General features: G+C 35.1%; 16 protein-coding genes. 10 read left to right on the top strand and 6 right to left on the bottom strand.

The features are described 5' to 3' along the window. Positions 1-105: 105 nt before the first annotated feature. The gene (locus LNP22_RS14450) at positions 106-600 is read right to left on the bottom strand and encodes a GNAT family N-acetyltransferase (protein WP_229974082.1); all 495 of its coding nucleotides are present in this window, start codon (positions 598-600) and stop codon (positions 106-108) included. 312 nt (positions 601-912) lie between these two features. Here LNP22_RS14450 and menD point away from each other — a divergent pair, with 312 nt between their 5' ends. Continuing rightward, positions 913-2,577: a 2-succinyl-5-enolpyruvyl-6-hydroxy-3-cyclohexene-1-carboxylic-acid synthase gene (menD, locus tag LNP22_RS14445; RefSeq protein ID WP_229974081.1), complete on the top strand. Its 1,665-nt coding sequence runs from the start codon at positions 913-915 to the stop codon at positions 2,575-2,577. An 86-nt stretch (positions 2,578-2,663) separates the two neighbouring features. Next, a complete protein-coding gene (locus tag LNP22_RS14440; protein WP_229974080.1) occupies positions 2,664-3,005 on the top strand; it encodes a DUF2853 family protein in 342 nt (113 codons plus the stop codon). A gap of 177 nt (positions 3,006-3,182) precedes the next feature. Here the strand turns inward: LNP22_RS14440 and LNP22_RS14435 are convergent, their stop codons facing one another. Then, complete coding sequence (locus LNP22_RS14435) at positions 3,183-4,532, bottom strand: M28 family metallopeptidase (RefSeq protein ID WP_229974079.1); 1,350 nt, start codon at positions 4,530-4,532, stop codon at positions 3,183-3,185. A 167-nt stretch (positions 4,533-4,699) separates the two neighbouring features. On the opposite strand from LNP22_RS14435, the gene LNP22_RS14430 reads away from it, so the two are divergent. From LNP22_RS14430 to LNP22_RS14405, 6 genes are all read left to right on the top strand, one after another. Beyond that, entirely contained in the window at positions 4,700-5,557 is an 858-nt protein-coding gene (locus LNP22_RS14430; protein ID WP_229974078.1) for a CvfB family protein, read from the top strand. Positions 5,558-6,256: 699 nt separating this feature from the next. Next, positions 6,257-7,090: a 1,4-dihydroxy-2-naphthoyl-CoA synthase gene (locus LNP22_RS14425; RefSeq protein WP_035625114.1), complete on the top strand. Its 834-nt coding sequence runs from the start codon at positions 6,257-6,259 to the stop codon at positions 7,088-7,090. Positions 7,091-7,179: 89 nt separating this feature from the next. Beyond that, the gene (gene menA / locus LNP22_RS14420) at positions 7,180-8,142 is read left to right on the top strand and encodes a 1,4-dihydroxy-2-naphthoate octaprenyltransferase (protein ID WP_229974077.1); all 963 of its coding nucleotides are present in this window, start codon (positions 7,180-7,182) and stop codon (positions 8,140-8,142) included. A 29-nt stretch (positions 8,143-8,171) separates the two neighbouring features. Then, entirely contained in the window at positions 8,172-8,849 is a 678-nt protein-coding gene (locus LNP22_RS14415; protein WP_229974076.1) for a metal-dependent hydrolase, read from the top strand. Between the two features lie 200 nt (positions 8,850-9,049). After that, entirely contained in the window at positions 9,050-10,252 is a 1,203-nt protein-coding gene (locus LNP22_RS14410; RefSeq protein WP_229974075.1) for a tetratricopeptide repeat protein, read from the top strand. Between the two features lie 34 nt (positions 10,253-10,286). Further along, positions 10,287-11,333 carry an o-succinylbenzoate synthase gene (locus LNP22_RS14405; protein ID WP_229974074.1) on the top strand — a complete coding sequence of 349 codons (1,047 nt, stop codon included), beginning with the start codon at positions 10,287-10,289 and terminating at the stop codon, positions 11,331-11,333. A gap of 47 nt (positions 11,334-11,380) precedes the next feature. On the opposite strand, the gene LNP22_RS14400 is transcribed toward LNP22_RS14405, so the two are convergent. Both LNP22_RS14400 and LNP22_RS14395 read right to left on the bottom strand, forming a co-directional pair. After that, positions 11,381-11,938 (bottom strand): hypothetical protein, encoded by a 558-nt coding sequence (locus LNP22_RS14400; protein WP_229974073.1) that lies wholly within the window; start codon positions 11,936-11,938, stop codon positions 11,381-11,383. An 18-nt stretch (positions 11,939-11,956) separates the two neighbouring features. After that, positions 11,957-12,865, bottom strand: coding sequence for an OmpA family protein (locus tag LNP22_RS14395; RefSeq protein ID WP_229974072.1), 909 nt, complete (start codon positions 12,863-12,865; stop codon positions 11,957-11,959). A 195-nt stretch (positions 12,866-13,060) separates the two neighbouring features. On the opposite strand from LNP22_RS14395, the gene LNP22_RS14390 reads away from it, so the two are divergent. Together LNP22_RS14390 and LNP22_RS14385 are read left to right on the top strand one after the other, a co-directional pair. Next, positions 13,061-13,534, top strand: coding sequence for a CYTH domain-containing protein (locus tag LNP22_RS14390; protein ID WP_229974071.1), 474 nt, complete (start codon positions 13,061-13,063; stop codon positions 13,532-13,534). A 7-nt stretch (positions 13,535-13,541) separates the two neighbouring features. Beyond that, positions 13,542-14,510 carry a YpdA family putative bacillithiol disulfide reductase gene (locus LNP22_RS14385; protein ID WP_229974070.1) on the top strand — a complete coding sequence of 323 codons (969 nt, stop codon included), beginning with the start codon at positions 13,542-13,544 and terminating at the stop codon, positions 14,508-14,510. A 73-nt stretch (positions 14,511-14,583) separates the two neighbouring features. Here the strand turns inward: LNP22_RS14385 and LNP22_RS14380 are convergent, their stop codons facing one another. Then, entirely contained in the window at positions 14,584-16,152 is a 1,569-nt protein-coding gene (locus LNP22_RS14380; protein WP_229974069.1) for a protein adenylyltransferase SelO, read from the bottom strand. A 110-nt stretch (positions 16,153-16,262) separates the two neighbouring features. Then, positions 16,263-16,793: a peptide-methionine (S)-S-oxide reductase MsrA gene (gene msrA / locus LNP22_RS14375; protein WP_229974068.1), complete on the bottom strand. Its 531-nt coding sequence runs from the start codon at positions 16,791-16,793 to the stop codon at positions 16,263-16,265. Between the last annotated feature and the right edge of the window lie 77 nt (positions 16,794-16,870).

The raw sequence follows: 16,870 nt of genomic DNA, 5'->3' as shown, positions 1-16,870 counted from the left end.
TCCTGCTATCCGCTTGTATCTTTTGTTTTTTAAAGAAAAAACCAAAGGATAACGCTTCTAACAGGGCTAGGCAATCAACCTCTGTATCTTTGAACCTTTGTCTCTCTATAAAACCAATTGCATAAAAACCAAATCCAGCCAATGATCAAATTTATAGCCAACTTCACGTAACGTTCCGGTAACCACAAAACCATATTTTTCGTGAAAAGCAATACTACCAGCATTATCGGCGTCAATGGCACCAATCATGACATGTATGCCTTGCTGTTTGGCAAGCCGAATCAACTCGGTTAATAATTTTCCTCCCACACCTTTTCCTATGGCGCTTTCCACAACATAAACCGAATGCTCTACTGTGTATTGATAGCCAATTTTTTCACGAAACTGCCCATAACTTCCAAAACCAATCACTTCACCATCCAGATCTGCAACCACAATAGGTAGGTTTTTAGCTTTTTTATCTTCAAACCATTTAGTTTGCACTTCAAGTGTCTGAATATCATAATTATAATTGGCCGTTGTATGCAGTATAGAATGATTGACGATTTCCAGAATTTTTTCTAAATCGTCTGTCGTTGCGGGTCTTAGTTTGATGTCCATAGTTTTTGTTCTAAGTTTATTTTGAGCCTAACTTAATCTTTTGCATTTCAGATCATTTCTATTTCCAATTTTTTATTTTTTTAAATACATTTTAGTACCCCTATAAAAAGACTAAAAACAAATAAATAAAAAGCATCGGAGAAAATTATTTAGGCAAATTTGATGAATACAAATATATCGCCTTTTTCTAAAAATAGGGTCTAATATCTCGCTATTTATGAGTAAAATGAGAGGTGAAGTTTGTAACTTTGTAGCATCAAAAAGTAGAGTCTTATTTTTAGATTTTCTTTTAAAAAAATAATACACATCAGAATGATTTACCCCAAAATAGCGTTAGCGCAAAGCATTATCGAAATTTGTTCAGCTAAAGGAATCAACAACATTATCATATCACCGGGATCAAGGAATGCGCCCCTCACTATTGGCTTTGCACAAAATTCTAATTTTACCTGCTACAGCATTGCAGACGAGCGTTGTGCCGCTTTTTTTGCGCTCGGAATTGCCCAGCAAACAAAGCAACCAACCGCTGTGGTATGTACTTCTGGTTCGGCCTTGCTTAATTATTACCCAGCGTTTGCAGAGGCTTTTTACAGTCAGATTCCCCTAATTGTGATTTCGGCAGATCGCCCGCAAAGCAAGATCGATATTGGTGACGGGCAAACCATTCGTCAGGAAAATGTATTTCAGAATCATTCGGTTTTTAATGCTAATCTTACCGAAGATGCTTCCATCGAAAATGATTTAAAAATTAATAAAGCCATAGAAACGGCAATATTGCAAAAAGGGCCTGTTCATATCAATGCACCCTTTGAAGAACCTTTGTACGAAACTGTCGAAACCCTTTCTGTACAACCCAAAATTACCAGTTTAGAAGCAGTTTTACCAACAACAAAAACAATAACAAATAAAGAAGAATTTGTTTCTATTTGGAATGCTGCTCAGCGAAAATTAGTCTTAGTAGGCGTTAATGATACCGACTGTATCGATCAGGAAATAATCGATAATTGGGCAAATGACCCATCGGTGGTGGTGCTCACAGAAACTACTTCCAATTTGCATCATCCTACTTTTATCAATAGTATTGATACTTTAATTACACCTTTTGATGCAAATGATTTTCAGGAGTTTCAGCCCGAAATTTTAATAACTTTCGGTGGTATGATTGTTTCCAAACGTATCAAAGCTTTCTTGCGACATTACAAACCCCAACAGCATTGGCATATTGATACGTTGCGCGCATACGACACTTTTGGCGCTTTGACACAACATTTTGTGATGGAGCCAAATGATTTTTTCAAAGATTTATTAGCCAAAACAACTACTACTGAAAGTAATTATTTTAAAAATACAAAAACAATTTATGATCTGAGAAAAAAAAGAAGACAAGAATATTTAGATAAAATTTCGTTTTCAGATTTTAAAGTTTTTGAGAAAGTCATCACTCAATTACCTCAAAACAGTCAGTTGCAGATTAGTAATAGTTCTGCCATACGATACGCACAGCTTATTCATATAGACCCTACGATTGCCGTTTTTTGCAACCGTGGTACCAGCGGAATCGACGGAAGCACTTCTACAGCAATTGGCGCAGCTGTTGGCAGTACACAAGCAACTGTTTTTATTACGGGCGACATCGGATTTTTGTACGATAGCAACGCACTCTGGAATTCCTACACTCCTTCAAATTTTAAGATTATTTTGATTAATAATGGGGGCGGAGGTATTTTTAGAATTTTACCCGGACACGAAGAAAAACCGGTATTCAATACTTATTTCGAAACTTCGCACGAGCTAACGGCGGAACATCTGGCAAAAATGTATCAGTTTGATTATCTGACAGCTACAGACGAAATAACGTTAGAGAAAAGTCTCAAAATACTTTTTAATACTAATGATAAACCTGCTATTTTAGAGGTATTTACGCCTACCTTAGAAAACGGTAAAATCCTAAAGCAGTATTTTAAGGAACTAAACTAGTAAAATAATTTTTGTAAGTATTTATTTCTATATTTATAATTATTTATATATATTTGGCTATATTTAAAAATTATAAAATAATATTTATGAGTGCAAGAGAAGATTTAATTACAAAATACGCAGCCGATTTAAAAGAGAAATGCGGCGTAACACCAGACATGGATTTACTAACAAAAGTAACGATTGGTTGCGGACCCTCTATTTACAACATGGATTCTGCAACAGTTGCAGGTACAAGTCAATCTGAATTGGATACTGTAAAAAAGAATTTTTTAATAAAAAAGTTAGGATTAACAGCTTCACCAGACTTAGACGCAGGACTCAACGCTGTGTTAGAAAAATATGGTAAATCTAACAGAAACAAATACAGAGTAGTTGTTTACTATTTACTGACAGTACACTTTAAAAAAGAAAGCGTTTACAAGTAATATTTACTCCTATAAAGCATTAAAAGCGTCTAAAAAAATTAGACGCTTTTTCTATATTGATAAGTGGTAAATCTTTTATCACATGACTAAAGTCTATATACGCATGCACAATCTCTAAATACGTATGCACAAGTCTACAAACGTGTAGGAAACTTTTGTATTCGATTAGGTAAAAAATTATCGAATAGGAATAGGAAAAACCGGTAAACTCGCATGCCCTAATGCATCAACAGATTGAACAGCAAAGAAATAATTATCTTTAGAATACGGTATTTCGGCTTTCGCATCTTGTACAAAAAAAGTCTTTTCCCAATGAGAAGACTGTGTTTCTCTCATCAAAATCTGATAGCCAAAAGGTTTGGTTCCTTCAGGTGCTGTCCAACTCAAAGTCGAAGAGTTCGAGAGCTGTTTTACTTCTATACCAACGTTTGTAGGTGCTTTTGGAGACCAAGCAAGATTGGCCAAAGTGGCTAAATTAGCGCAAGTGTTTTTTCTTAAATAATCAAAATCCATAAATTCGGGAAGATCACCGTAAACAATGCCGTTCTCTGTTCTTAAATCTTGGTGCTGATGATTAAAATTCTCGTTAATTTCGCAAAAACGAACCGCAGTAAAACCATTTTGAGAAAAAGGCGTATGGTCACCACCTCTTAAAAAGCGGTCATTTCGATACACCAATTTTACCTTTAATTGATCTACATATTGCTCCGTTACCGTTTTGATATAACGCGCCAATAATCGCGATGGACTGTCGTTATCTCTGTTGATCGCTTTTCGCAATTTCGCTTCATCTTCTGTTTCTAGAAACGGAATTGTTTCGCTAAATATTCTAACCTGCGTGTTGTCTCTCAAATTGGTACCGCTCGACAAACTATTGCCAATCATATCGTTATTAAGCATCGCAACGATATTCCATTTTGATTCTTTAGCAAATTCTGCAAGATGTCTGGCTCCGTAAAGGCCTTGTTCTTCTCCTGTTACCGCCACAAAAATAATAGTTGCCGGAAAAGATCGTTTGCTCATTACTTTTGCCAGTTCCATAAGAGCGGCAACGCCAGAACCATCATCGTTAGCACCCGGAGCATCCGATTTTACATTCATTACATCCGTAACTCGCGAATCAAGATGCCCACTAATAATCAAAATGCGGTCATCATTAGGGTCTGTTCCTTTCAGGGTGGCCATCACATTTCCAAGCTGGCTGTCCTCTTTGATGCGCTTTCCATCGGCTTTTACTGTAAAATAATCAATTTTAGAAGTCAGTCTTCCGTTGGATTGCAAAGCATATTGATCAAATTCAGATTTCACCCATTGCTGTGCGGCTCCGATTCCTTTTGTTTTACTTTTGGTGTCGCTCAAAGTATGTCTTGTACCAAACGAAACTAGCTTTTTTACAGTGGCTTCGAGGCTTTCTGCTTTAATCTCGGCAATCATTTTTTTTATCTCAGGGTCTTCAACAGTTTGCGAAATAGCCGTTTGAAAGAAAATAAAGAAGACAAAAATGGAGAGAAAAGAGTTAATTTTCATGGATTTGGAGTTTAATTAGGTTTTCAAATTTAATCAAAAAAATAGAATAGTTCAACAAGTTAACTGCCGTTATTTTATCTAAAATATTTTTTGATTTCTGTCTTTCAAACTTCGTACCTTTGCACTTTAAAAACTTAGCTGCTTTAACAGCTCAGAATCTCATTAAAATGATAGAATTAGGAAAATACAACACACTCATTATATTACGTGATACCAAAGTTGGTCTTTTTTTGGGTGATCCCGAAAAAGATCCAGAAGGTATTCATGACATATTATTACCCAATAAATACGTGCCGAATGAGTTTGAAATCGGCGAAGAATTAACCGTTTTTGTTTACTTGGATCACGAACAACGTCCTGTTGCCACCACACTCGAACCTTATATTTTATTGAATGAATTTGCCCTTTTGCGTGTCAATTACATCAATCAAGTAGGTGCTTTCATGGATTGGGGAATGGAGAAAGATATTTTGGTTCCGTACAAAGAGCAAGCGCGCCCAATGGAGAAAGGAAAACGCTATTTGGTGTATCTTTATATGGATGAAAAAACAAACCGTTTGGTGGCTTCCAGCAAAACCAATCAGTTTTTGAATAATGATAATTTGACCGTTGAAAAAGGGGAAGAAGTAGATCTAATCGTTTCTCATATCACCGAAATCGGAATTAATGTTATCATTAACGAAGTGCATAAAGGATTATTATACAAAGACGAAGTGTATGACGACGCGATAAGAACCGGAGACAGAATGCGTGGTTTTATCAAAAATATTCGTCCCGACAATAAAATAGACGTAGCCCTCCAGATACAAGGTTATCAGAGTATTGAGCCAAACGCAGATAAGATTTTGGATGAATTGCGTGCCAATCGTGGTTTCCTGCGCCTAAATGATAATTCGCATCCCGAAGACATCAAAACGGTATTGAAGATGAGTAAGAAAACATTCAAAAAAGCAATTGGAGCATTGTACAAAGATCAACTTATAGAAATCAAAGAAGACGGAATCTATCTGTTGAAGGACCAATAATAACAAGAAAGGCTAATCATTACGATTAGCCTTTCTCTTTTTTATTCTAGTTTTAAAAAAAATTGTAATTAAAAAAAAACAGAAATAAAATAAACTCGAATCCCCAAAAACGTAAAACGTTATAAATTTTTGAAATTACATTTTTGAATGGTATGTCTTTAAATGATGAAAACATTTATTTTAAAAGCAAAAAATCAATTTCACGGCAGAACCATTTGGTTTTATAAAATAACTTATAGAAAGTTCCTTTTCAGTATTGCTTTTCTAATATCAATTTATTTAGACTGATGATAGAACATTTCAAGCGCTTAACCGTAGGTGTTACTTTATCCTTTTTGAAGTTTCAACAAACGAATACATCATTTGCCCATTAGTTGAAGGTTTGTAATTAAAAACCATAAAAAAATGAGCGACAAATTTTTTAAATTTTCTCAAAAAAATCATTTTTTAGGTTAATAAATCAGTGAAAGAAAATCAATCTTAGAATCAATAAATAAAAATGTATCTATTTGATTACTAGGTTGTAAAATTACATTTTTTTATGGAAAAGAAATGTTAAATAATGTTATTTTTTACAAGTAAATTTTATTTCTCTTCCCGTTACTTATTTTTAACCATTACTTAGCGATCAAAGAGTGCTTAAAAATCTAAAAAATGGTTTATTTTTACACTATTAAATTTTTAAAATAAAAAATAAAAATGGATTGGATTACCGCCAGAGAATTTGAAGATATCACATACAAAAAATGTAACGGAGTGGCCAGAATTGCTTTTAACAGGCCCAATGTTCGAAATGCTTTTCGCCCTAAAACAACCTCAGAATTGTACCAAGCTTTTTACGATGCGCAAGAAGATACTTCGATAGGCGTAGTGTTGCTTTCTGCCGAAGGTCCTTCTACAAAAGATGGTGTTTATTCTTTTTGCAGTGGCGGGGACCAAAATGCCAGAGGTCACCAAGGTTATGTGGGTGAAGATGGTCAGCATCGCTTGAATATTCTCGAGGTACAACGCCTTATTCGTTTTATGCCAAAGGTAGTTATTGCAGTTGTTCCTGGATGGGCAGTTGGAGGCGGACACAGTCTACATGTGGTTTGCGATATGACTTTGGCAAGTAAAGAACATGCTATTTTTAAACAAACTGATGCTGATGTAACTAGCTTTGACGGCGGTTACGGATCGGCGTATCTTGCCAAAATGGTAGGGCAGAAAAAAGCTCGTGAAATTTTCTTTCTAGGAAGAAATTATTCGGCTCAGGAAGCAATGGATATGGGAATGGTAAATGCTGTTATTCCGCATGATGAACTTGAAGATACCGCTTATCAATGGGCTCAAGAGATTCTTCAAAAATCACCAACTTCTATCAAAATGCTAAAATTTGCCATGAATCTTACCGATGACGGAATGGTCGGACAACAAGTTTTTGCGGGAGAAGCAACTCGTTTGGCCTACATGACAGAAGAGGCAAAAGAAGGTAGAAATGCTTTCTTAGAAAAACGAAAACCCAACTTTGGCGAAAATAAATGGTTACCATAATAATTTTAGATATCTAATTTGAGATTTTAGATTTTTAAATCTGAAGTCAAAATCCAACAACCTAAAATCTAAATTCTAAAATAAAAATAATGAAACATTGGATTGAAGCCGCAAGATTGCGCACGTTGCCTTTATCAGTTTCGGGAATCATAGTGGGTAGCGTTTATGCACTGTCCAATCCAACCGATAACATTTATACGCCAACCGAAGTTTTTAACTGGACTGTTTTTGGGTTTGCTATTCTGACTACATTAGGATTACAAGTTTTGTCTAATTTTGCCAATGACTATGGCGACGGAGTAAAAGGGACTGATAACGCAGATAGAGTGGGGCCACAACGCGCCATTCAGAGTGGGGTAATTACACCGCAAGCTATGAAAAAAGCCATTATTATCACGTCTTTGCTTACTTTAATATCGGCTATTTTACTTATTTATTTTGCTTTTGGCAAAAGTAATTTTGCCTATTCTATCTTTTTTTTGGTATTAGGAGTCGTGGCAATCGCTTCAGCAATTCGTTACACGGTGGGTAATTCTGCGTATGGTTATAAAGGTTTTGGAGATATTTTTGTATTTGTATTCTTCGGTTTAGTGAGTACTCTTGGTGTTAACTTTTTGTACGCCAAACAAATAGAACCTCTCCTCGTGCTTCCTGCAATAGCAATTGGTTTATTGAGCGTTGGGGTCTTAAACCTGAACAATATGCGTGACGAAGCATCTGATAAAAAATCAGGAAAAAATACAATTGTGGTGCAAATAGGAGGTAAAAAAGCCAAAATATATCATTTTTTACTCATAATAACAGCCATGATCTTGGTGGTTGTCTTTGCAATTTTAAACGGTTATAATTTTGATCAATACTTGTTTTTATTGGCATACATCCCTTTAACCAAACATTTAATTACGGTTTATAAAAATCAAGATTCCAAGTTATTAGATCCGGAATTAAAAAAACTAGCATTGAGTACATTTTTGCTTTCAGTACTATTAACCCTGTGCATGATTTCGTTAATATCAGACATTATTGTGAACCTATTTCTAGGCGGAAGATAAAAAAATATCTAATTTTTAATATTATCAAAATGAAAATTACATTTTACGGACACGCCTCTTTAGGCATTGAAGTGGGAGGAAAAAACATCATTGTTGACCCATTTATTACAGGAAATCCAAAAGCAGCTTCTATTGATATCAATACGCTCGCTGCAGATTATATTTTGCTCACGCACGCACATGGCGATCATATTTTAGATGTAGAAGCTATCGCAACACGCACCAATGCGACCATTGTATCCAATGCAGAAATCGCTAGCTTTTATGCAAAACTCGGGTTTAACGCCCATCCAATGAATCACGGTGGAAGCTGGAAATTCGATTTTGGAAAAGTAAAATATGTAGCAGCGATTCATTCGAGTGTTTTTCCTGACGGGAGCAATGGCGGTAATCCAGGCGGTTTTGTAATCGAAGGCGAGCACAAAAATATCTACATTGCTGGCGATACTGCGCTTACGATGGATATGAAACTAATCCCAATGCGCACAAAACTTGATTTGGCTATTCTTCCTATTGGCGATAATTTTACTATGGATGTCGAAGATGCCATAATTGCCTCAGATTTTGTAGATTGTGATAAAGTTTTGGGCTATCATTTTGATACTTTCGGGTATATCGAAATCGATCATACAGAAGCCATTAGAAAATTTTTCGCTAAAGGAAAAGATTTAATGCTACTAGAAATAGGAGATTCAATCGAATTGTAATTTGAAGGAGCTCTTTCCTGCTGTCCGCTGTATCTTTTGTGGCGAACCCCGCCACAAAAGGATGCCGCTCCCATCAGGGCTAGGGGTTTAGTAGTTATAAGAACATTCGTTGGTAATTTATTACAAACAAAGACCAGTAACAAAAAATCAGGCTCGAATTTTGATTAAAAAATTTAATTATTCAAAAATAGACTTCATCAATGGATTTAAAAAAAATAGTTTTATTCTTTTTAGTGGCAACTATTCAAAATACTTTTGCTCAAAAAGACGGTTACTGGGACAAGGAGCGTGCTACTACAAAAGAAATTATTCTCTCAGCACGTGATCGGGTGATTATTCCGAGCGAAGATTTACCCATTGGAACTACAGAAATCGTTTATCGTATTACACTTTTAGACGAAAACCAGCAAATGGCCAATAGTTTGGTTTCGGTTTTAAAAGCCATACCAGATCCTACGGGAATTAGTCAAGGATCTGCTGGCGCCGTATTTTTGATGTCTAAAATTTCAGGAGATGACGAATGTACTTACGCTGTTTTTAACTCAAATGACAACGCAAAAAAATACCTCGAAGATGGCAAAACAGATAAAGCTTGTTACGCCAAAGAAGAGGCTGTAAGCAAAGATGCCAAAAGAATATCCTTTGACAAATCGAGTTGTTTGCAACAAAATGATGGTATGATTTGGTTTGGTTTTCTAAGCAAAAATTGGATTTTAAATCAAAAAGTAGTGTTAGAAGTGGTGCCTTGGGTAGATACTAAACTAAATCGGGGTTGGAATCAGGATAACAAAAACGAAATTATCAGTTTGTGTAAAACATCAAACATGGCGCAAAAAATGGCCAATTCTGATGATTTTTGCGTTTGTATCTTAGATAAAATCATCAAGCAATATCGCTACACGGAGTTTCAAAAATTATTAGCCATCGAAAAAACAAAAGTTTTTAAAGACTTCGGAAACGCTTGTTATAATGATGTTGCGATCTCAAAAAATGTTTTTGAAGATTTGAGAGCTGAAGCTAATACTCTTATAAAATTGCAGAAATACAATGAGGCTATTCCTAAAATAAACACCATCATTGCCGAGGGGAAAGCGACTGCTTTAGATTACAGTTCAATTGGTTATGCCTATATCTTAACCAAACAATATGCAAAAGCTATTAAGTTTTTAAAGGAAGGTGAGAAATTAGACGATACAGAACTGTTGGTCAAATTAAATCTGGCACATGCATATTTAGTGAGTGATGATTATGGCAGTGCAAAACAGATTTATAAAAAATACCAAAACCAAAATGTCACCGACAGCCTCAGCTGGACGGATAAAGCGAAGCTGGATTTAGAAAATTTTAAAAAAGCAGGTCTTCCATCTTCCGATTTTGATAAAGTTTTGAATCTATTTGATTAAAAAAAATAAGTCATTTATATATTAAAAAAACATTTTGAAAGCTACTTACCACAAATACATGCTCGAGTTTAAACGTCCTTCCGGAACTTCTCGAGGCGTAATGACTCAAAAAGAAACCTGGTTTATCGTTCTCGAAGAAAACGGTAAAAAAGGAATAGGCGAGTGTGGTATTCTAAGAGGCTTGAGCGCAGATGATCGAGATGATTATAAAGAAAAACTCAGTTGGGTTTGCCAAAATATAGATTTGGGAGAAAAAGTATTGTGGGAATCGTTATTAGAATTTCCATCAATACAATTCGGAATAGAAATGGCTTTTTTATCCTTAAAAAGCGTAAATCCTTATTTGTTGTTTCCTTCAGATTTTACCAATAATTCTAAATCTATAACCATAAATGGCTTAGTTTGGATGGGAGAACCTGCTTTTATGAAAGAGCAAATCGAGGAAAAGTTAACAGAAGGATTTACCTGTATCAAACTTAAAATTGGTGCTATCGATTTTTCAAAAGAACTCGAGTTATTACATTTTATAAGGGCTCATTTTTCAGCTGAACAGATAGAAATTCGTGTAGATGCTAATGGTGCTTTTGCTTTAAGCGAAGCTTTAGATAAATTACATAAATTAAATATTTTTCAATTACATAGCATAGAACAACCTATTAAAAAAGGAGATATTCGGGCAATGGCAGATTTGTGTAAAACAGCACCTTTTCCTATCGCGTTAGACGAAGAGTTGATTGGTATTTTTACATTTGATGAAAAAGAAAAATTATTACAGGAAATAAAGCCACAATACATTATTTTAAAACCAAGTTTTATTGGAGGTTTCAGAGGAACGCAAGAATGGATTGATTTGGCAGAGAGATATAAAATTGCTTGGTGGATCACATCGGCATTAGAGAGCAATATTGGACTCAACGCTATTGCGCAATGGACATTTCTTAAAAACACAACGATGCCTCAGGGATTAGGAACTGGCGCGCTTTACACCAATAACTTCGAATCTCCTCTTGAAGTTTCAAAGGGACAATTATGGTACAGTCCTACTGTCAATTGGGGCTCAAGTTTTCTAGAAAAAGTATAAAAAAAAAACTGATCGAAGTCAGTTTTTGAAGTGAATGTTTTTAGTTTTTATTCTTTTCCTCCCTGCAAACTTTGCTGCCAGTCTTTAAGTTCCTGCCATTTTCCCTGATAAGCAAACAAAGCTTGCTTATTCCAGGTACTAGGATTGTGCATGGAGTAGTTTTCGCCGGCGGCTTCCAAAATAGCCAGTAGTCTTTCCGTTGGTGTTTCCGAAAGATCAAGCCATGTTCTGATGCCTGAATCATTGAATAACGCTTCAATTTTTGGGCCAATTCCTTCGACGATTTTCAAATCATTTTCTCTTATTCTTTTACCAAAAACAGCCATGGCCAATGCTTCATCAAAAACAATTGTAGGACTTGCTTTTGCGGTAAAAGATTGCGAAGTTGATGAAATAATATTGCTTTTTGCAGTCAAATCGGCTTCCATAGCTGTAATTTTAGCATTTAAGTTTTTTGTATTTGCTTTGCAAGCATCTAATTCTGATTGTAAAGAAACAGCCAAAGAAGTATCGCCATCTTTGGAGTTCATCTTCCCAAGTAAGTAGCCTAAAATTCCACAGATTAATCCCACTAGCGCAGGTATTAAGATACAAGGTATGTTCATAATAGTATATTTTATTAATTATTTGATCGTAATAACAGTTCTTCTATTGTTTGCTTTGCCTTCAGTAATGGCATTTTCGTCAATTGGTTCGTCAGGCCCTTTTGACTCTGTTGTAATGCGGTCGGATTTAATGCCCTTTTGAGTTAAATAATTCTTGATAAATTCTGCACGTTTTTCACCCAAAATTATATTTGAATCTCTGTTGCCTACATCATCTGTGTGACCAACTACCATGATAGTGGCATTGCTAACATGTGAAACATATTTAGTGATGTCGGCCATTTTTTGCTTTTCCTCCGCCGTTAAATTATCAGAAGTTTGGTTGGTGTTAAAATGTAAAATTAGAGGACTTCCGTTAATTTTTTCCTTCAGCATACTCCATTCATCAGAGGTTGTATCTGTACTCATTGGTTCAAATGTATACTCGGCCGGACCCAATAAAGTATCTGCAGCCATTTTCCATTTATCAATAATTTCACCTTTTATCACTAATTGCTTTTCAGACAAACCTTTAGAAACAAAGAATGTTTTTACATCGTGTGCCCTCGCTAAACCAAGATTCTCAAATTTTGTGGTGTTGGTTTCTTCCGAAGTAGCATAACCCGTAATAGTGATTTTTTGCTTGGCATTTGTAGTTAAAAAAGATTTTAAATTTTCAATACCAATTGATATTGAATCACTTACCGGAGTAATAATAGTAGCGCTGTTTTTCAAAAACTTAAAATTATCATTTGTATGATAATCAATTCCTGAACCATTTAGAACAAAAGGGACAAAATTAGCGTCTGTTGCCTTCACAATTGATGGTTTTTCAGTATCAACTATTGGCGTTTTCATACAGCAATTGCAACAAAATTTGAGATATAAAAAAGTTCCCAAAATGATGGTTACAGCAATGCCTAGCAAATAAAGTGCTTTTTTAGACATAGTTATAATGTTAAGGTTGGATCAAATTTAGTAAAAATTAAATTACATAACCTATTAATAATCAGTTATTTTTATTTTACAATGTAAGTAAATACATTATTTTTTTTATTATGATAAAATTTTAAAAAATTATAACTCAGATTTATGTTTTAATTAAAATGAGTAACTTGCACCATAATTAAATTACCACTACAAATGATAGAGATTGAGCGTAAATTTTTAGTGAAATCAGACCAATTCAAAAAGGAAGCTTTTACCCAAAATAAAATTGCTCAGGGATATTTGAGCTCACTTCCAGAAAGAACAGTTCGCATTAGAATTAAAGGAGAGAGAGGTTTTATCACGATTAAAGGAATTGGTCGTCAAGGTGGGATGTCGCGTTTTGAGTGGGAAAATGAAATTCCGATTGGAGAAGCACAGGAATTATTAAAATTATGCGAAAAAGGAAAAATTGAAAAAACGCGTTTCGAAATAAAATTAGGAAATCATGTATTTGAAGTTGATGAATTTTATGGCGAAAATGAAGGTTTAATAATGGCTGAGATCGAATTAAACTCAGAAACAGAAACTTTTGAAAAGCCTGATTGGTTGGGCGAAGAAGTGACCAATGATGAGCGTTATTATAATGCCTATTTAAGTAAGAATCCTTTTAAAGATTGGGGAAAATAAGCTGTTTATGACACAAGAATACGATCTGATTATTGTGGGCGGTGGCCCGATTGGTCTCGCTTGCGCAATTGAAGCACAGAAAAAAAAATTACACTATTTAATTATTGAAAAAGGTGCAATTGTCAACAGCATTTTTAATTATCCGTTGTACATGACTTTTTTCTCGACAGCAGAAAGACTAGAAATTGGAAATATTCCGTTTAATTGCCTCGCACCAAAACCGGGTCGTCAAGAAGCTTTGGAATATTATCGAAATATTCATCGATATTTTAATTTCAATATCCATTTATTCGAAAAAGTTACAGAAGTTTACCAACTTGAAAATGCCGCTTTTCATGTAGGAACAGATACAACTTCTTATGAAGCAAAAAATGTAGTTATTGCGACAGGATTTTATGATATTCCGATTGAAATGAATGTAAAAGGCGAGAATTTGCTCAAAGTTAGTCATTATTATAAAGAAGCGCACGAATATGCTTTTAGAAATATTTTGGTTGTAGGTGCAAATAATTCTTCTGTAGATGCAGCTTTAGAATGTTGGCGAAAAGGCGCAAACGTAACAATGGTCATTCGTAAAAACGAAATCAATAATCGAGTAAAATATTGGGCAAAACCCGATATCGAAAACAGAATTGCAGAAGGAAGTATAAAAGCTTATTTTGAATCAAGTATTACTGAAATTCGTGAAAATGAAGTGGAAATTGAAACTCCGGACGGACAAATTACCATAGAAAATGATTTTGTTCTCGCATTGACAGGTTACAAGCCAGATTTGATATTTCTGGAAAAGATGGGAATACAACTCTCTGACGATGAGTTGAAAATACCTAACTATAATCCTGATACTATGGAGACTAATGTTAAAGGTTTGTTTCTGGCAGGAGTGATTTGTGGCGGAATGCAAACTCATAAATGGTTTATCGAGAATTCGCGTGTACATGCCACTATGATTGTAGATTACATTACTTCGAAATAATTTTGGCTACAAATTAAAGGTTTTACACAGATTTAATCTTTACAATGTCTTTAATTTGTAGCCAAAATTAAAATTAAGAGCTACAAGAAAGCATAGAACATCCAACTTTTGATCGCGCCCAGTCAGGTCTTTTCGCAAACCATTTTTCAAATTCTGGTTGCTCATCGTACGGTTTTTGCAAAAGTGAATACAATTCCTTTATAAGTGAATAATCTCCTTGATCAGCGGCATCTATGGCCAATTGTGACATATAATTTCGTAACACATATTTCGGATTTACGAGATTCATCTCTTGCGAACGACTTTCATCGGATAGATTTTCTGTATTCAATCTTTCGATGTAAATCGTAAACCATTTTGTCCAAGAAACTAAAATTTCTCCCGTAATTTCTTCAGGCAGATAAAAAGCGTCCTGTATTATTTCTAAAGCTTTATCTGCAGAATCTTCCTTTTTTACTTTGCTCAAATTTCTAAAAAACAGGGTCATATCTGTTTCAGATAGTTGCAGAGTAGCTTCTAAATCAGCAATCAGTTTACTATCACTTTCGGTTGAAGTAAAAATTCCTAATTTACTCAAAAACATGTTTTTATAACCTGAATCGTAATCAGTAATAAAAGAGGCTAATATTTTTTCTAAAGGCTCTGCTTCATTAATAAGAGGATAAATGGCATTTGCCAATTGGTACAAATTCCATTGTGCAATCTGAGGTTGGTTCCCAAAACGGTAGCGGCGATTTTGGCTGTCTGTGGTGTTGGGCGTCCAGTTAGGATCGTAGTTTTCTAACCAGCCATACGGCCCATAATCGATTGTAAGACCGTGAATCGACATATTATCGGTATTCATTACACCGTGCACAAACCCGACACGCTGCCAATGTAGGATCATTTCGCGGGTTGTATCGGCTATTTTCTGGAAAAATTGTAAATACTGCTCTTTGGGTTCTCCTTTGATTTCTGGAAAGTAATATTTGATGTTATACTCTACAAATTGCTGCAAATTTTTAAGTTCATTGCGGGCTGTAAGCATTTCAAAACTTCCAAAACGAATAAAAGACGGCGCTACACGACACACGATGGCACCTTTTTCGTAAGCAGGATTTCCGTTGTATAAAATATCGCGCAAAACTTGGTCGCCCGATAGCATTAGCGAAAGCGATCGGGTAGTGGGTACTCCCAAATAATGCATTGCTTCTGCGCACAAATACTCTCTTACAGAAGAGCGCAAAACTGCCAAACCATCTGCCGTTCTGGAATAAGGTGTTTTTCCTGCTCCTTTAAGTTGTAGCGTAAAAAAAGCATCATCATGCTCAACTTCTGTCAAGTTGATGGCGCGACCATCGCCAAGCTGTCCTGCCCAATTGCCAAACTGATGTCCTGCATAACACATAGCATACGGGCGTGTATGCGGCAAAACTTCTTTTCCGGAAAACACATTCAAAAAAGAATCTGAAGTAATTTCTTCTTTAGCAATTCCAACCAATTTTGCTACTTCCTCAGACGCATGTATGAGTTTTGGGTTGGAAGGTGTTGTTGGATTTACAAACGAAAATACTGCATTAGACACCTGACGAACTTCGTTGGTTTCATTAGTATCAGCGGGTAATTCGTTGGTAAATCTATTGTTTATTTTTAAGTTTTTCATCAATATATTTTGATTTTTAGCCACAGATTAACAGTTTTAAAAACATTTAATCTGTGACTAATTGCTTTCAGTCTGTAATGATTTATTCAAAAATAAGCTGGAGCTGTAAATTAGCTTAATTTATCTGCGTACATTTTTTTTAATTTCTGTATTTTAGGATCAATTACGATCTGGCAATAACGTGCATCCTGATTGTTATTGTAGTAGTTTTGATGATCTTCCTCTGCTTCATAAAACACTTCTAAAGCCTTTAATTCGGTTACAATAGGATCACTGTAAGCAGGCTGTACTTCCTTAATTACTTGTTCTGCAATTGCTTTCTGCGCTTCGTCATGATACAAAATAATAGAGCGATATTGTGTTCCCGCATCAGCTCCTTGTCTGTTAAGGGTTGTGGGATCATGACTCGTCATAAAAATGAAAATTAAGTCATGGTATGAAATTATGTCAGGGTTAAAGGTTACTTGTATCACTTCGGCGTGACCAGTTCTGCCTGTGCACACTTCACGATAGGGTGGATTTTTAATAAACCCTCCGGAATATCCTGATTTTATACTTTCTATCCCTTTTAAACGCTGAATTACAGCTTCTATACACCAGAAACACCCTCCACCAAAAGTGGCTACAGCTACATTTTCCATATATTATTTTTTAAGTTTATTAAGCCTATTAATCCGATAGAATATTATGATAAATTATTTATAAAATTACTAATTAA

The sequence above is a fragment of the Flavobacterium flavipigmentatum genome (assembly GCF_020911905.1).
In the GTDB taxonomy this organism is placed as follows: Bacteria; Bacteroidota; Bacteroidia; order Flavobacteriales; family Flavobacteriaceae; genus Flavobacterium; species Flavobacterium flavipigmentatum.
Note: the sequence above shows the minus strand (reverse complement) of the source record. Positions and strands in the feature narration are given on the sequence as shown.

What these genes read in the sequence shown, in the direction of transcription:
- LNP22_RS14380 (WP_229974069.1), bottom strand. Translation starts at nt 16,152, where the DNA reads ATGAAAAACTTAAAAATAAACAATAGATTTACCAACGAATTACCCGCT.
- menA (WP_229974077.1), top strand. Translation starts at nt 7,180, where the DNA reads ATGAAACATTGGATTGAAGCCGCAAGATTGCGCACGTTGCCTTTATCA.
- LNP22_RS14400 (WP_229974073.1), bottom strand. Translation starts at nt 11,938, where the DNA reads ATGAACATACCTTGTATCTTAATACCTGCGCTAGTGGGATTAATCTGT.
- menD (WP_229974081.1), top strand. Translation starts at nt 913, where the DNA reads ATGATTTACCCCAAAATAGCGTTAGCGCAAAGCATTATCGAAATTTGT.
- LNP22_RS14450 (WP_229974082.1), bottom strand. Translation starts at nt 600, where the DNA reads ATGGACATCAAACTAAGACCCGCAACGACAGACGATTTAGAAAAAATT.
- LNP22_RS14385 (WP_229974070.1), top strand. Translation starts at nt 13,542, where the DNA reads ATGACACAAGAATACGATCTGATTATTGTGGGCGGTGGCCCGATTGGT.
- LNP22_RS14440 (WP_229974080.1), top strand. Translation starts at nt 2,664, where the DNA reads ATGAGTGCAAGAGAAGATTTAATTACAAAATACGCAGCCGATTTAAAA.
- LNP22_RS14395 (WP_229974072.1), bottom strand. Translation starts at nt 12,865, where the DNA reads ATGTCTAAAAAAGCACTTTATTTGCTAGGCATTGCTGTAACCATCATT.
- LNP22_RS14430 (WP_229974078.1), top strand. Translation starts at nt 4,700, where the DNA reads ATGATAGAATTAGGAAAATACAACACACTCATTATATTACGTGATACC.
- LNP22_RS14425 (WP_035625114.1), top strand. Translation starts at nt 6,257, where the DNA reads ATGGATTGGATTACCGCCAGAGAATTTGAAGATATCACATACAAAAAA.
- LNP22_RS14410 (WP_229974075.1), top strand. Translation starts at nt 9,050, where the DNA reads ATGGATTTAAAAAAAATAGTTTTATTCTTTTTAGTGGCAACTATTCAA.
- LNP22_RS14415 (WP_229974076.1), top strand. Translation starts at nt 8,172, where the DNA reads ATGAAAATTACATTTTACGGACACGCCTCTTTAGGCATTGAAGTGGGA.
- LNP22_RS14435 (WP_229974079.1), bottom strand. Translation starts at nt 4,532, where the DNA reads ATGAAAATTAACTCTTTTCTCTCCATTTTTGTCTTCTTTATTTTCTTT.
- LNP22_RS14390 (WP_229974071.1), top strand. Translation starts at nt 13,061, where the DNA reads ATGATAGAGATTGAGCGTAAATTTTTAGTGAAATCAGACCAATTCAAA.
- msrA (WP_229974068.1), bottom strand. Translation starts at nt 16,793, where the DNA reads ATGGAAAATGTAGCTGTAGCCACTTTTGGTGGAGGGTGTTTCTGGTGT.